Origin of the sequence: Tenacibaculum aestuariivivum, assembly GCF_964507685.1 — a bacterium.
Taxonomy (GTDB): domain Bacteria; phylum Bacteroidota; class Bacteroidia; order Flavobacteriales; family Flavobacteriaceae; genus Polaribacter; species Polaribacter aestuariivivum.
The window spans coordinates 1406628-1422998 of the sequence record NZ_OZ208414.1 but is presented as its reverse complement, the minus strand read 5'-3'; the positions used below and the strand labels follow the sequence as shown (position 1 = coordinate 1422998).

Here is a 16371-nt window from a genome sequence, read left to right as displayed (position 1 = left end):
TTACAAACCTAAAATGATTGCTAAAAAAATAAATAATAGTGGTTTTATTGCATTTTTACTTTTGCTGATAATTACAATTGGTTTACTGTCTTATCAAAACTACTTAGAGTACTCTGAATTAAAACATGCGTTTAAATTAGAAAAAAAAGAATTAGAATTAGAGTTAAATAATGTTATTAAAAATTATGAAGATGCTCTTTATGATAAAGATGCTATTTATTTAATTTTAAGAGAAAAACTTCACCATATAATAAAGTTGAAGGATACTATTAATAACTTAAAAACGAGTGATTATAAGTTATTTCGTTTTTATAGAAAGCGTATTTCAAGTTTAACAGAACAAAATAAAATTCTTTTTAAACAAATTGACTCTTTAAAACTGAAAAACAATAAATTACTTTTTCAGAACAAGGAAGTTTACAAAATTTTAGAAAAAAAGAGAAACAAAACATTCAGTTAAAAGAACGAATAGCTATTACTCAGCTTATAGAAGCATCTTCAATAACTGTAGAAGCGATGAAAAAAAGAAGAAACGGAAAGTATACTTCTACATCAAGGTCAAGTAAAACAGACGCTTTTAAAATAGAGTTTGTTTTGTTGGAAAATAAATTTATTACTGGAGGTTTTAAAAATGTTTATATTGAGGTAGTTAGAGATAGTATTGTTAATTCTAAAGAAGAGATTAATTTTAATGATACAGTAACTGTTAAATATGAAAACAACCAGTTAGCTGTTGTTTCATTTATCAATGTGAATCGTAATAATATACACAAAGGTTCATATCATGTAAATATTTTTATTGATGATGTTTTTATCCAGAAAAAAAATGTAGAATTAAAGTAGAATAATTAATAACCCCTATGTATTATGACTCCCCAGAAAAAAAAGAGTATTTTAATTGTGTTACTTTTAATAATAACCTTGTTTTTAACACTGTATTCATTTCAAAAATCAAGTCAGTACAATGATTTGCAAAAAATTTTTAAAGATGAAAAAGCAGATTTAGAAAAAGAGTTAGATGAAATGATTAAGGATTATACTGACGTGGTTGTTCGAAAAAAAAGATTATCAAAAAGATTACAAATAGAACTGGTTAAAATGAACAACCTTCGTGATTCTATAAAAACATTACAAATAAAAAATTATAGCTTATTAAGTAAATATAGAAGTAAAATTACAAGTTTAGAGCGTGAAAACCGGTATTTATTTATTAAAGTAGATTCGCTTAGTAGTGCTAATAATATGTTAGCTCAAGAAAATATAATTGCCAATAAAATTTTAAACCAAAAAGAAACCATTAATACTACTTTGTTTAAACAAAATAAAGTATTAAAAGAGAAACAAAAAACATTAGAAACAAAAATAGCTGATGTAGCAGTTGTAAAAACAAGTACTGTTAAAGTTATTGCAATGAAAGAACGCAGTAGTGGAAAATTAACTTCAACTTCACGATCTAATAGAACAGATGCTTTTAAAGTAAATTTTGATTTATTAAAAAATATTGTTGCAAATTCAGGTGAAAAACATGTGTATATTCAAATTGCAGATGAAAATAAAAAAGTTATTGCATCAAAAGGAGTTACTAACTTAAAAAATGGAGGTGTAATTCAATATACAGATTCAATAGAAGTAAATTATAATAATGATAAGTTAAGCTTAGTTTCTATAATATTAGTAAATCGAGATGATATTAATAAAGGTAATTATACCGTAAGTACTTTTGTTGATGGTATTTACTCCGCATCGACAATTTTAAATTTAAGATAGAAAATAAATAAAAAGAAAAAAAGATAATAATTAAACTAATTATTATCTTTTTTTCTTTTAGAATAGTATTAGTTTAAATCCTTATTTTATTTTTGCAATATGGCAAAACAAGAAGATCACTTTAAAAAAGTATTATCGCACGCAAAAGAATATGGTTATGTATTTCAATCTTCTGAAATTTATGACGGATTAAGTGCGGTATATGACTATGCTCAGAATGGAGTAGAGTTAAAGAAAAATATTAGAGATTATTGGTGGAAGGCAATGGTACAAATGCACGAAAATATTGTTGGTATTGATGCTTCAATTTTGATGCACCCAACTACCTGGAAAGCTTCAGGTCATGTTGACGCCTTCAATGATCCTTTAATTGATAATAAAGATTCAAAAAAACGATATAGAGCAGATGTTTTAGTAGAAGATTATTGTGCTAAAATTGAAACTAAAATTGAAAAAGAAGTTAAAAAAGCTGAAAAGCGTTTTGGTGAAGCGTTTAACAAAGAAGAATTTGTTGCTACAAATGGACGTGTTTTAGGTTATCAAGAAAAAATTAATACCATTTTAACTCGATTAGGAGCTTCTTTAGAAAAAGAAGATTTAGATGATGTAAAGTTGTTAATTGAAGAATTAGAAATAGCTGACCCATTAACAGGGTCTAAAAACTGGACAGAAGTTAAACAATTTAACTTAATGTTTGGTACTAAGTTAGGAGCTTCTGCTGAATCTGCAATGGATTTGTATTTACGACCAGAAACTGCGCAAGGTATTTTTGTAAACTTTTTAAACGTACAAAAAACAGGACGCATGAAAATTCCTTTTGGAATTGCTCAAACAGGTAAAGCTTTTCGTAATGAAATTGTTGCACGTCAGTTTATTTTTAGAATGCGTGAGTTTGAACAAATGGAAATGCAATTTTTTGTAAAACCTGGAACTCAAAAAGAATGGTATAATAAATGGAAAGAAACTCGTTTAAACTGGCACTTATCATTAGGTATGGGGGCTGATAATTATCGTTTTCATGACCATGAAAAATTAGCTCATTATGCTGATGCTGCTGCTGATATTGAATTTAAATTTCCTTTCGGATTTAAAGAATTAGAAGGTATACATTCTCGTACCGATTTTGATTTAAAAGCACATGAAGAACATTCAGGTAAGAAATTACAATATTTCGACCACGAAGAAAATAAAAGTTATACCCCATACGTAGTTGAAACCTCTATTGGTTTAGATAGAATGTTTTTAGCCGTATTTTCAAACTCTTTACAAGAGGAAGAATTAGAAAACGGAACTACGAGAACTGTATTAAAATTACCTGCGATTTTAGCACCAGTAAAAGCGGCTATTTTACCACTAGTTAAAAAAGATGGTTTACCTGAAGTTGCTCGTGAAATAATGGAAGATTTAAAATGGGACTTTAACGTAGCTTATGATGAAAAAGATGCTGTAGGGCGTCGTTACCGCAGACAAGATGCAAATGGTACACCGTTTTGTATTACTGTAGATCATGATACGTTAAATGATAATACGGTTACAATTCGACATAGAGATACTATGGAACAAAAACGTGTTCAAATTTCTGAATTAAAAGATATTATTAAACAAGAAGTAGATGTAAAAAATTGGTTGCAAAAAGTGTAAACAATATTCTTATCAATAAAATAAAATCCTATCATTATTAACATGGTAGGATTTTTTACTTTTGTATTATTAAAATTAAAATAATGAAAACAGCACTAAAAATATTATTTATCATTTTTTTACTATGGATGCTTATGGGAGCTTATTTTTTAAATACTGAACATCCTAATGCAAAAATTGTAATGGGATTTGGTGTTTTATACATGGCATTTATATTAATGCCTATATTTATTTATTATAGATATAGGGATAACAAGTATAAAAAATACATTATTAATGATAACAAAATAAAAGAGTGGATTGATAATAGTAAGGAATAAAAAAAAGCTTCATTTTTTATGAAGCCTTTTTTATTGTGAAAGTAGTTTTTACTTATTTTAAAGTAGGAGAATAATTTGTAGGATAATCATCTGCCTTAGCTAAACCATTCATAGCTTTTGAAAAGTTAGAACCGTAAGTTTCATCAATCGATTTTAACATTTCATTTGCCATTAATGCATAACCTCTACTTGTTAAATGAATTCCATCTAAACTAACTAAACCACCTGTTACTAAACTTGTAGTCATGTAATAATTATCAAATTCTAAACCAGCAGTAGTTGCTTTTTGTAAAATACCATTAAAATCAACTAAAGCATACCCGTTTTCATCGGCCACTGCTTTTAATTTTATATTAAATGTATCTACAGCAGTTTTAATTTCGCTTTGCTCTTGCGGTGTTAATACCCATTTATCTTCTAACGCTATTTTAGTACCATAACCTTGAGGTATTAAAGAAGAAAGTGGTAATACAAATAAATCATCAGCTGTAGCTTGTCTATATTTAGGTAAAGCTGCAAAAGCAGGATTGATAGCTCCTAAATCAGTTAAAGACTCATCTATAACTACCATTGCATTTCCTTGACCAACTGTAAAGTTAATTGTTCTTTTTAATACTTCTTCTTCAGTAAATAACCCTGTAGCTTTTAAGGCTGCAAGAGCTCCTTGAATACCTCCGTTGTAAGCTGCATAACCTTGATTTAAAGCATCTGCTGTTACTTCATCTAAAGGAACTGGATTATAAGGTACTGTTGTAAAATGTGGTAAAGAAGTAATATATGGTAAATTAGCTATAACTCCTTTTGCTCCAGTTGCCTTTAATGCTTCTTCTACTTTTCCTAAAGCAAAATCAAATGTTGCAAGTGGCGTAATTGGATTTGTTCCATCTCCACCAGATATTGCATATCCTAGCACATCATTTCCTCCAAATTCTGATAAAGTAAAAAAAGTTGGTTTTTTTGATACTGCCTCTGCTATTAATGTTGATTCAGCTGAATTCATTCTTACAAAGTATGGATTTGCCGTCATTGGATCTGTCATTAAACCAGCAACATTTCCATAATCTGGGGCAATAAAATGAAAACTTTTAGCTCCGGGAATACCGAAATTACTAAAATTAGCACCTGTTGCAGGCACTCCAATTATAGTTGTAGGTATTTCTTGTAAAAGTGTTGGTCCAGAACCATTAAAATAGAATCTTGGATTCAATTGAACAACTCCTCCACTTACCATACCTCCAATATTGTCATTCATTAAAGGCTGAGTAAAATTACCTCCACCAATCATAGCAAATTTAGATGATAGAGTAGCAGGAAAAGAATTCTCTTGACCTACTTTAAATAAAGCACCATCCGTATATCCAGCAGTAAATGAAGCTCCAATAGCTATATATTTAGAGAAATCTACACTTCCAGCTTCTAAGGCTATTCTATTTTCAGCATCTCCTTTAATTTCGGGTAACGTATTATCTACATCACAGGCTGCAAAGCCTAAAAATAATGCAGATAAAAATGTATATTTTAATATGTTTTTCATTTTTATTTTTTTAGTTATTGATTATCCAAGATAAATAATACTGAGAACCAATTGCTCCAACACCAGGAGCACTTAAATATTCTTTTCCTGTTAAATTAGATCCTCCTAATTTAAATGTTGATTTAATTGAAGGCACTGAGTAGTTAATTTGTGCATCAAAAACCGTTCTTTCTTCAATCATTCCTTCTAAAAAAGTAGATTGCCAATAATATTCAGTTTGCCAACGAGCACTTACATTAAATCCAAAGTTTTTAAACATATTTGAGTGCCCAAATTGTGCTTTGACTTTATGTTCTGGAGTATTAAAACCAGCTTCAAAATCAGGATCAGATGCTTGGTCAAAATCAAATTTAGACCATGTGTAATTTAAACCAATATTATATCCTTTTAAAATTTTAGTACTTAACCCTAAACCAACTCCGTATGAATTTACATCTACAGATGAGTTTGTTTTTACACTAAAAGTTTTTATTAAATCTCTACTGGTTAAATTTTCAACACTTACTTGCGTAGTCGGGTCAATAAAAACTACTACATCTTTATTAGAAATAAAATTATTGTACATATTATAGTATGTACTAAAATCAACGGTTAATTTATTTTCTCCTACAGGAAGTGCTGAACGATATCCAATTTCAAAAGATTTTACTTCTTCTGGTTTTACCAATGCTGTTTTAACTAAAGTAGGATCTCCATTTCTAATAGAGCTTGCAGAATATCCTCTTGTAAAAACATCATTACCTGTTAAAGTAAATGTTTGTGTTGGTGTTTTTATTTGTTTAGAAAAACGATCAGCATTATCTGAGGCTGTACCTAAAATATATCCTGCACCTGTTTCTAAACCTATATATTGATCTTGTGTTGTTGGGTTACGAAATCCTGTTTGAAAAGAGGCTCTAAAATTATGATTTTTAGTTTCTCCTGCAGCATAGGCTAAAGACAGTCTTGGTGTAAAATTACCATCAAAATTATCAGATTTATCATAACGTATAGATCCTGTAAATTTTAAACGATCACCCATCATTTTCTTTTGAAGTTGTGCATAAGCACCGTATTCACCATATTTAATTGGCGCGTTAGCATCAGTATAAATTGTTCCGAAAGAATTTAATTTATATTGTCTGTAAGAACCTCCTACTTGTACTTCAGCCCAATCGATATAATCACGTAAGTTTAAATTAGCATCACTATGATAATAACTTGTATTATCTCTAAATTTAGATCCTTCTAATAAATCAGAATCAGAAGTTACTTCATTAAATAACTTTGTAAATTCAGGTGTTCCTGGTACAGCTCTACCTTTATCTGCATAAATTCTAGCAACTGCATGATTTGAAGCTGAAACATTAGGCACTGCTCCTAAATAGGCATTTGCATATTGTTGAAACCAAACTTCATTAGTTTTCCATTTATTATTTATATTAATCCCCGCAAAACGGGTATCATAAGAATTTCCTGCATCTTCACTTGCATAATACCCTCTTACAAAGAAATTTTTTCCTTTAACCTCTAATTTATGTTGTTCCATAAAGAAATTTGCTAAATTATAACGGTTTTGTCCTTGGTAAATAGTATTCCCTGAGCCATATTTAGAGTTCCAAATAATTTCAACTCTATCATCACCTAATGGACGATAATGTATAGCACCATTAAATTTAACACTTTTTGCTTCGTTACTCATTAACTCTTGATCTGTATAACCAGTTCTACTAACATTACCTATTGCTCCTCCTAAATTAACAGAAACTTCATCACCATAAACATTTGCTCCATCATAATTTGGATCAGAATTATTATTACCTTCTTCTCTAAATCCTGGAATATAAGTTCCTCCGATACCTGTTGTATTTCTGTAATCGGTAGCATGCCATTCTTCTCCTTTTAAATAAGAAAAACTAACTTTAGCTGCAAATTTATCATCAAAAACATGTGCCATTCTAATAGTTGCATCATAATAAGGATTATTTCCTGCGGCTTCTTGACTTGTAACACCACTTTTTAAACCAACACTAATTCCTTGATCTTCGAAAGGACTTTTACTACGCATTAACATAATACCATTAAATGCATTTGCTCCATATAAAGCTGAAGCTGCACCGGGTAAAATTTCAACACTTTTTACATCTACTTCAGATATTCCTAATAAATTTCCAATAGCAAAGTTTAAAGCGGGTGATGCATTATCCATTCCGTCAACTAATTGAATAAAACGCTCATTACCAAAAGTTGCAAAACCACGAGTATTTACAGTTTTAAAAGTTAAACCACCTGAATTAATATCTACTCCTTTTAAGTTTTCTAAACCGTCATAGTATGATGCAGAAGCGGTGTTTTTAATAGCTCTAGAATCAAAACGCTCAATTGTTACAGGAGATTCCATAACACGCTCTGGAGTTCGTGATGCTGAAATTACAACTTCATCTAAAGAGGTTGCATTTTCAGTTAAACTAACAATAACAATTTGATTATTTTTAGTAATTTCAATATTTTTTGATTGATAGCCTATTGAAGAGATATTTATAGTAAACGGAAGAGGATCTATCACTTTCATTGTAAAATTCCCGTCAAAATCGGTAGACGTTCCTACTGCTTTTCTTAAAACTTTAATATTTGCGCCAGGCAGAGGCCCTCCAAGAGTTACATCACTTATGGTTCCTGATATGGATGTTTGAGCAATTATTATTGCAGTGCCAAACAATACAAATGTAATAATTAGTAGTTTTTTTATCATAATATTATAAATATCTTGTTATCTCTAATTGCAAAATACAATTTTTTTACTCATAAATATTTTATCAATATATAATTCACAACTTCTTTTTATTAAGTTTTTTTTGAGTAAACACTATTTAACCTCTTTTACAAATTGTATTTTTGCTCAAATTTTTTATATTGAAAATTATTCACTCTATTTTTGATTTTGAAACTACTCAAAAAACCATAGTAACCATTGGTACTTTTGATGGTGTTCATATTGGTCATCAAAAAATTATTCAAGAACTGGTTGATGAAGCTAAAACTTCTCATAAAAAATCTGTTTTATTAACTTTTTTTCCACACCCCAGAATGGTGTTGCAAAAAGATGTTTCTATAAAGCTAATAAATACTATAGATGAACGTGCAAAACATCTTGAAAAACTAGGCTTAGATTATCTAATTATTCACCCTTTTAGTAAATCCTTTTCAAGGCTTACTGCCTTAGATTTTGTGCAAACTATTTTGGTAAAACAATTTGATACTTCAAAACTAATTATTGGGTACGACCATCATTTTGGTAAAAATAGAGAAGGTAATATTGAGCAACTAACTGAGTACTCTCATTTATATGATTTTACTGTTGAAGAAATTCCTGCTCAAGATATTGATGAAGTTTCGGTAAGTTCTACAAAAATCAGAAAAGCACTTAATATCGGACATTTAAAAACTGCTAACGATTATTTAGGATATTACTTTTCAATAACAGGAAAAGTTGTAAAAGGTAGGCGGTTAGGAACTAAAATAGGATTTCCTACGGCAAATATTAATGTTTTAGAAAGTTATAAATTAATTCCTAAAACAGGGGTTTACGTTATAAAATCTATTATTAAAAACATTACTGTTTTTGGAATGATGAATATTGGTAATAGACCAACTATTAATGGAAACTATCAAACTATTGAAGTTCATTTTTTTGATTTTAAAGCCAATTTATATAATGAAAATTTAACGATAGATTTGCTATATTTTTTAAGAGATGAACAAAAATTTAATTCGGTAAATGATTTAGTTATTCAACTAAAAAAGGATAAGGAAATAACTTTAAATTATTTAAAAAAAGTTACGCCAAAATTTTAATCCCCCAAAGTTCAATTTAATCCCCCAATTTATAAACTTTTTTTCAAAAAAAATTAAGACGTAACTATAAAACAAAAGTAGTTTATGTGTAACTATCTTATAATGACTTATTTGTCATTTAGGTTTCATATGTTTTATTTTTTTTTTGTATTAAAAAAATGGAAATGTCTAAGGAGGGTATAATGCGAAAAAAAATGGCGCTTTGTTTTAAAATGTTACGTGAAGAGTCTCAGGTTACATTGGATGATTTTTATATTGATACAGGTATTCATTTAGCTCGAATTGAACAAGGAAAAACAAATGTTACCATAGCTACACTTCAAAAAATATGCGATTATTTTAATATAACAATTTTAGATTTTTTTACTAAACTAGAACAAATTTAATACCAATAATACATTGTTTAAGTGTATTGCTTCTGTTATATTTGCGAGTATTAAAAAAATAAAAAAATGTTACAGGTTCAGTTTATTAGAGAAAACAAACAAGTTGTTTTAGATGGTTTATCAAAGCGTAATTTTGCAAATGCTGAAACAATTATCAATAAAGTATTAAGTTTTGATGAAACTCGTAGAGCTACTCAAGTTTCTTTAGATAATATATTAGCTGAATCTAACACAATATCGAAAGAAATTGGAGGTTTTTTTAAAAATGGTGAAGTTCAAAAAGCTAACTTGTTAAAAGAAAAAACAGGGCAATTAAAAGAACAGTCAAAGCAATTAACTGAAGCATTAAATACTACTACTAATTCATTACAAGAATTATTATATCAAATACCTAATATTCCTCACGCTTCTGTAAAAGCTGGTAAAAGTGAAGAAGATAATGAAAATATTTTTAGCGAAGGAACCATTCCTGATTTAGCAGAAAATGCTTTGCCTCATTGGGAATTAGCAAAAAAGTATGATATTATAGATTTTGAGTTAGGAACCAAAATTACAGGAGCAGGTTTTCCTGTTTATAAAGGCAAAGGAGCTCGCTTACAACGTGCTTTAATCAACTATTTTTTAGATAAAAATACGCAAGCAGGTTATAAAGAAGTACAAGTACCTCATTTAGTAAACGAAGCATCTGGTATTGCAACAGGTCAGCTACCAGATAAAGAAGGTCAAATGTATCATTCAACGGTAGATGATTTATACTTAATACCAACTGCAGAGGTACCAATAACTAATATTCATAGAAATGATTTAGTAAAAGAAACAGATTTACCAATAAAATATACCGGTTACACCCCTTGTTTTCGTAGAGAAGCAGGTAGTTATGGAGCTCATGTGCGTGGATTAAATCGTTTACATCAATTTGATAAAGTAGAAATAGTTCGTATAGAACACCCTGATACTTCTTACCATGCTTTAAGCGGTATGGTAGAGCATATTAAAGATATTTTACGTGATTTAAAACTCCCATATCGTATTTTACGTTTATGTGGTGGTGATACAGGTTTTACATCAGCTTTAACCTTTGATTTTGAATTATATTCAACCGCGCAAGAACGTTGGTTAGAAATTAGTTCAGCATCAAATTTTGAAACATATCAAGCAAACCGTTTAAAATTACGATTTAAAAATAGCCAAGGGAAAAGTCAATTAGTACATACATTAAATGGTAGTTCTTTAGCATTACCAAGAGTTTTAGCAGGAATTTTAGAAAACTATCAAACAGCAGACGGAATTAAAATACCAGATGTATTGGTGCCTTATTGTGGTTTTGACATTATTAATTAATAACCACACCTTATAAAAATAAAAACCCCAAGTTTATTAATAAACTTGGGGTTTTTATTAAAATATTTTATATTTAGTTAGCAAGTACAGTTGCCATTAATTTTTGTTGCTTATTCATTTCTAACAATGCTTCAAAATATGATGTTATTTGACCTCGTTTCATAAATTCAGTAGCATTTTGTTTTGCTATTTGATATGGTGTGTAAAATTTTTTCATACTATAATAATTTAAATCTATAATCAGCAAAACAAAGTTCGTGCCAAAAAATAATTTGAAGCAATTTCCCGCTTTACGCACTCGCTCTCTGCGAGGAGCTCAAACAAATGCTACAATCGGGGCTAACTATATTTATTTTATGGCTATTACCTAAAAAACAGTTTATAACCAGTTATCAAAAAAAGTAAAATAGTGATTAAGTTGTTAAAAAGTAACTAGAATTTTAAAATAGAAGTACTAATCATACAAAAGTAACCATTTTGTTCTGTATTTTTGATAGATGAAGAAAGCTGTTATTTTATTTAGTTTGCTAATTTTCAATCTGTTTTGTTATTCACAACAAAATCAATTTATGGTTGCTGAAAATTATTTTAGAAATAATGATTATCAAAAAGCAATTCAGTTATACCAAAAATTACACGACCAAAGTCCATATAATACTACTTATTTAAATAGATTAGTAACCTGCTATCAAGAAACCGACCAATTTTTAATAGCAGAAAACTTACTGTCAAAAAAAATAGTAGAAAAACCTACCTTAACCTATTTACACATTATAAAAGGATATAACTTTGAGCGTCAGCAAAATGATGTTCTGGCTAATAAACATTATCAAATAGCCCTAAAATCATTAGATAAAGGAGGTCGTTATGGAAATGTAATTGCGCGTACTTTTAAAGAGTATAATAAATTAGACTTTGCAATTATAGCCTATGAAAAAGCAATGACTAATAACCCAAAAGCAAATTACGGATTTCAACTAGCTCAAATTCATGGAGAAAAAGGCAATTTTCCTAAAATGTTTGCTTCTTATGTTAATCTTGTCGATAAAAATGAAAATTACCTAAACAATGTAAAGCGTTTTACCAGTAATTATATTACAGATGATCCTGAAAATGAAAACAATATTTTATTCAAAAAGGCACTATTACGAAAAGCAATTAGCCACCCCAAAAATATTTGGAATAATTTATTAGCATGGTTATTTGTAAAACAAAAACAATATAATAAAGCACTCATTCAGCAAAAAGCATTATTAGCTAGAAACCCTAATAGTTTAGAAAAAATTAATGAGCTAGGGCAAATTTCTTTACAAAACAATGCTTATGAAACAGCTAAAGAATGTTTCGATTTAGTTATTGAAAAAACAACCTATCCTACGCATAAGTTTAACGCTATTAATAATAATTTAAAAATAGCTATTGCCACCAACCAATCAGAAATAGATAAAAAATTTCAAGCCATATTTAATCAATATGGTATTAATAAAAACACCTTTGAAGCACAAGTTACTTATGCTGATTATTTAACGTTTGAAAAAAATAATCCAGAGAAAGCATTAAAAGTTTTAGAAAAAGCCCAACTTTATGCCAGTTCTAAATTTGCAAAAGCAATTATTACCCTTAAGTTAGGAGATGTTTTAGTGTATACTGGTAAATTTAATAAAGCTTTAATTTACTTTTCACAAGTACAAACAAAATTTAAAAACCATTCTTTAGGTCAGGAGGCCCGTTTTAAAGTAGCGCAAACCTCTTATTTTAGTAACGATTTTAAATGGGCAAAAGCACAATTAAAAGTTTTAAAAGGATCGGCATCACAACTAATAGCTAATGATGCGGCTAATTTATTTTTAACAATTTCTGACAATGAACCAAAAGATAGTATTTCTTCAGGGTTAACAGAATATGCAAAGGCAGCTTTATTAGCTTTTCAAAATAAAAACAATCAGGCTATTAATATATTAACTAACGTTATAACAACATACAAAGGCCAGCCTATTGAAGATGATGCTTTATTTAAATTAGCAACACTTTTAGTAAAGCAACAAAAATATGATCAAGCCATTTTAAATTATACAAAAATAATAGCTTTAGATAAAAAAGGAATTTATATTGATGATGTATACTATCAAATGGCTGAATTATATTACATAAAATTAAATAATACCGAAAAGGCAAAAGAATACTATCAAAAGATTATTTTTGACCACGCTTCTAGTATCTATTTAGTTGATGCTCGTAAGAAGTTTAGACAGTTAAGAGGAGATATTTTATAATTAATAAAATTAGCAATGTATATATATAATGTAACAATAAATATTGACGAAAGTGTACACGAACAATGGGTTGTTTGGATAAAAAAACATATTCCACAAGTTTTAGCTACAGGTCATTTTTTAAGTGCAAAATTAACAGAGGTTTTGGTTGAGGAAGAAATGGGAGGTGCAACATATTCTGTACAATATACTGCTAAAACACGAGAAGATTTAGATAATTATTATAAGCATCATGCTGATGAACTTCGTGAAGCTAGTTATAAAAAATTTGCAGATAAAATGTTAGCTTTTCGTACCGAATTACGTGTGGTAAATGAATTTTTTCCAGCAGCAGCTAGTAACTAATAAAATAACTTTAATTTATTGAAAACAAGTATTTTTAGTACTTATTTTTAACCATTTTTATTTTAAATAATTATGACTGTAAGAGCCAAAAAACATTTAGGACAACATTTTTTAACTGATGAGAACATTGCTAAAAAAATAGCCGATTCATTAACAGAAAAAGGCTATGATAATGTGTTAGAAATTGGTCCTGGAATGGGAGTTTTAACAAAGTACTTGTTAGAAAAAAAACTTAAAGTTACAGTAATGGAAATAGATTATGATTCTGTTGCTTATTTAAAAAACACTTTTCCGATAGAGCACATTACCTTAGATACTACTGCTAAAAAATTTGAAATTATAGAAGGTGATTTTTTAAAGAAAAATTTAACAGAAGTTTTTAAAAATCAACAAGTAGCTATTATTGGTAATTTTCCATATAATATATCAACTCAAATTGTATTTAAAGCTATTGAGAATAGAGGATTCATACCTGAATTTTCAGGAATGTTTCAAAAAGAAGTAGCCAAAAGAATTGCAGAGAAAGAGGGTAGTAAAGTATACGGAATTATGTCGGTATTAACACAGGCTTTTTATGACGTTGAATATTTATTTACTGTACCACCAACCGTTTTTAATCCTCCTCCAAAAGTAGATTCTGGTGTTATTCGTTTAATTAGAAAAGAAAATTATACACTTCCTGTTGACGAAAAATTGTTTTTTAGAGTTGTTAAAACATCCTTTAATCAACGAAGAAAAATGTTGCGTTCAAGTTTAAAACCTTTTAAACTTTCAGATACTTTACGTGAAGATCCTATATTTACCATGCGTCCTGAACAGTTATCTGTGCAAAAATTTATTGAATTGACAGCTAAAATAGCAAAAGATGGCATTTGAAATTACTCCAGAAATTCTTAACAACGTAGCGCAATATATTGAAAATGAAAATGGCGCTGCACTTAAAGAGCTGTTTAATGATATTCATCATGCTGATATTGCCGAAACATTAGACGAATTATCGTTTGAAGAAGCGGTATATATTATTCGTTTGTTAGACAGCGAAACTACATCAGAAGTACTGATGGATGTTCATGATGATTTGCGTGAAAAAATATTAGAACAATTAACAGCTAAAGAAATTGCAGAAGAAATAGATGAGTTAGATACTGATGATGCTGCTGATGTAATTTCAGAACTTCCTGAAGATCGAAAAAAAGCTGTTATGCAGCAGATTGAAGATGAAGAGCATGCTAAAGAAATTATTGAGTTGTTACGGTATGATGAATATTCTGCAGGAGGGTTAATGGCAAAAGAGTTGGTAAAGGTTAATGAAAATTGGACAATACCACGATGTATAAAAGAAATGCGCATTCAAGCAGAAGAAGTAACAAGAGTACACTCTATATATGTAATTGATAATAGCGGTAAATTAAAAGGGCGTTTATCATTAAAAGATTTGTTGATAACATCTGCAAAGGCAACAATTAATGAAGTTTATATACCAAAAGTTGATTTTGTTACTGTAACAGATCAAGCAGAAGATGTTGCCAATATTATGCGAAAATACGACCTAGAAGCAATACCTGTTGTTGACGAATTAGGTGTTTTAGTAGGGCGTATTACAATTGATGATATTGTTGATGTAATGAAAGAAGAAGCCGATAAAGATTATCAATTAGCGGCAGGTATTACACAAGATGTTGAAGCCGATGATACTATTTGGGAATTAACACGAGCTCGTTTACCTTGGCTTTTTTTAGGGTTATTAGGAGGTGTTGGAGCCGCTAGTATTATGGGTTTTTTTGAAGGAGCTATGGCTAATAATGCTATTCTTTTTATGTTTACGCCTTTAATAGCAGCTATGGCAGGTAATGTTGGTGTACAATCATCAGCAATTATTGTACAAGGTATTGCTAATGATGATTTAAAAGGCAGTATTACCAATAGGCTACTAAAAGAGGTATCTTTAGCTATGGTAAATGGTTTGGCATTGGCTATTTTATTATTCTTTTTTATTTTTATAACAGAACAGGATATAAAAGTGGCAACAGCTATTTCAATGTCACTTTTTGTGGTAATTATTGTAGCAGGCCTAATAGGTACTTTTATACCATTGTTTTTAGATAAAAGGGGTATTGATCCGGCAATTGCTACAGGTCCATTTATAACCACGAGTAATGATATTTTTGGAATTTTAATTTACTTTGGAATAGCAAAAATGATTATTGGTTTTTAATATATTCTAATTAAAAGTTATTTGTTTTAATCATTTGTTATAGTAGTAACACTATCAAGTAAGTTCTCAATTTCATTTTTAGGTATAAAACCTTTTAGCATTAATATAGCGCCAAAAACAATCAATAAAACCCCCATTCCTCTTTTTATTTTATAAATAACTAAAGGGGTTAGTTTGTTTTTTAATTGTTTTGCAAGAAGTATTTTTCCTAAATCAGTAAGTGCGTACCCAAAAATTACGGTAGCAAAATACCAAAATAAATGCGTAGAATTCATGTCATAAGTAGGTCCAACAACTACAATTAATCCCAACCAAAAAGCTAATACCCCTATATTTATAAAATTTAAAAAAAAGCCCTTAAAAAGTAGTTTGATATAGTTATTACTTTCTGGTAAAGTTACCTCAGGTACTTTATTCTCTTTTTTATTATTTTTATCAAAATAAGTTATTAATCCGTATACAATAAGCACTAATCCTCCAACAAGAAATAAGCGAGGATCGTCTTTAATTTGTTCTAATAAACTTCTACTTCCATAATAGGCAATTAGCATAAAGCAAATATCACCTAAAATAACACCTATGTCAAAAGCTATAGCTGCTCTTGCTCCTTTTAAAACACTTGTTTTTAAGAGCATAAAAAATACAGGCCCAATCATAAAAGCCATAAAAACGCCTACTAAAAAGGCGTTTTTTAAATCGTAAAAATCCATTATTT

Annotated in this window: 16 protein-coding genes; 12 read left to right on the top strand and 4 right to left on the bottom strand. The window is 29.1% G+C overall.

The genetic code is table 11. The features are described from left to right. Positions 1-13 precede the first annotated feature (13 nt). From ACN5J4_RS06225 to ACN5J4_RS06205, 5 genes are all read left to right on the top strand, one after another. A complete protein-coding gene (locus ACN5J4_RS06225) occupies positions 14-460 on the top strand; it encodes a hypothetical protein (protein WP_418649158.1) in 447 nt (148 codons plus the stop codon). A 56-nt stretch (positions 461-516) separates the two neighbouring features. Next, positions 517-843 (top strand): hypothetical protein, encoded by a 327-nt coding sequence (locus tag ACN5J4_RS06220; protein WP_418649157.1) that lies wholly within the window; start codon positions 517-519, stop codon positions 841-843. 24 nt (positions 844-867) lie between these two features. Further along, positions 868-1767, top strand: a complete 900-nt coding sequence (locus ACN5J4_RS06215) for a hypothetical protein (protein WP_418649156.1) — start codon at positions 868-870, stop codon at positions 1765-1767. Positions 1768-1866: 99 nt separating this feature from the next. Beyond that, positions 1867-3408, top strand: coding sequence for a glycine--tRNA ligase (locus tag ACN5J4_RS06210; RefSeq protein ID WP_418649155.1), 1542 nt, complete (start codon positions 1867-1869; stop codon positions 3406-3408). Positions 3409-3491: 83 nt separating this feature from the next. Then, positions 3492-3728, top strand: a complete 237-nt coding sequence (locus ACN5J4_RS06205) for a hypothetical protein (protein WP_418649154.1) — start codon at positions 3492-3494, stop codon at positions 3726-3728. 52 nt (positions 3729-3780) lie between these two features. Here ACN5J4_RS06205 and ACN5J4_RS06200 read toward each other — a convergent pair whose 3' ends face one another. Then, the gene (locus ACN5J4_RS06200; RefSeq protein WP_418649153.1) at positions 3781-5262 is read right to left on the bottom strand and encodes an SGNH/GDSL hydrolase family protein; all 1482 of its coding nucleotides are present in this window, start codon (positions 5260-5262) and stop codon (positions 3781-3783) included. Positions 5263-5272: 10 nt separating this feature from the next. After that, entirely contained in the window at positions 5273-7993 is a 2721-nt protein-coding gene (locus tag ACN5J4_RS06195) for a TonB-dependent receptor (RefSeq protein ID WP_418649152.1), read from the bottom strand. 161 nt (positions 7994-8154) lie between these two features. On the opposite strand from ACN5J4_RS06195, the gene ACN5J4_RS06190 reads away from it, so the two are divergent. The 3 genes from ACN5J4_RS06190 (at position 8155) to serS (ending at position 10823) form a co-directional block, all read left to right on the top strand. After that, positions 8155-9096 carry a bifunctional riboflavin kinase/FAD synthetase gene (locus ACN5J4_RS06190; RefSeq protein WP_418649151.1) on the top strand — a complete coding sequence of 314 codons (942 nt, stop codon included), beginning with the start codon at positions 8155-8157 and terminating at the stop codon, positions 9094-9096. A gap of 158 nt (positions 9097-9254) precedes the next feature. Further along, positions 9255-9482, top strand: a complete 228-nt coding sequence (locus ACN5J4_RS06185; protein WP_418649150.1) for a helix-turn-helix domain-containing protein — start codon at positions 9255-9257, stop codon at positions 9480-9482. Positions 9483-9548: 66 nt separating this feature from the next. Further along, the gene (serS, locus tag ACN5J4_RS06180; RefSeq protein WP_418649149.1) at positions 9549-10823 is read left to right on the top strand and encodes a serine--tRNA ligase; all 1275 of its coding nucleotides are present in this window, start codon (positions 9549-9551) and stop codon (positions 10821-10823) included. Positions 10824-10896: 73 nt separating this feature from the next. Here the strand turns inward: serS and ACN5J4_RS06175 are convergent, their stop codons facing one another. Next, on the bottom strand, positions 10897-11040 hold the full coding sequence (locus ACN5J4_RS06175; RefSeq protein ID WP_418649148.1) for a hypothetical protein: 144 nt from the start codon (positions 11038-11040) through the stop codon (positions 10897-10899). Positions 11041-11320: 280 nt separating this feature from the next. Between ACN5J4_RS06175 and ACN5J4_RS06170 the strand changes: the two genes are divergently transcribed. The 4 genes from ACN5J4_RS06170 to mgtE all read left to right on the top strand — a co-directional run bounded on the left by ACN5J4_RS06170 (position 11321) and on the right by mgtE (position 15656). After that, complete coding sequence (locus tag ACN5J4_RS06170) at positions 11321-13096, top strand: tetratricopeptide repeat protein (RefSeq protein ID WP_418649147.1); 1776 nt, start codon at positions 11321-11323, stop codon at positions 13094-13096. Positions 13097-13111: 15 nt separating this feature from the next. Continuing rightward, the gene (locus ACN5J4_RS06165) at positions 13112-13441 is read left to right on the top strand and encodes a DUF4286 family protein (protein WP_418649146.1); all 330 of its coding nucleotides are present in this window, start codon (positions 13112-13114) and stop codon (positions 13439-13441) included. A 72-nt stretch (positions 13442-13513) separates the two neighbouring features. Next, a complete protein-coding gene (gene rsmA / locus ACN5J4_RS06160; RefSeq protein ID WP_418649145.1) occupies positions 13514-14317 on the top strand; it encodes a 16S rRNA (adenine(1518)-N(6)/adenine(1519)-N(6))-dimethyltransferase RsmA in 804 nt (267 codons plus the stop codon). Continuing rightward, positions 14307-15656 carry a magnesium transporter gene (gene mgtE, locus ACN5J4_RS06155; protein ID WP_418649144.1) on the top strand — a complete coding sequence of 450 codons (1350 nt, stop codon included), beginning with the start codon at positions 14307-14309 and terminating at the stop codon, positions 15654-15656. The genes rsmA and mgtE overlap by 11 nt, the downstream gene beginning before the upstream one ends. A gap of 26 nt (positions 15657-15682) precedes the next feature. Here mgtE and ACN5J4_RS06150 read toward each other — a convergent pair whose 3' ends face one another. Then, complete coding sequence (locus tag ACN5J4_RS06150) at positions 15683-16366, bottom strand: LysE family translocator (RefSeq protein ID WP_418649143.1); 684 nt, start codon at positions 16364-16366, stop codon at positions 15683-15685. Between the last annotated feature and the right edge of the window lie 5 nt (positions 16367-16371).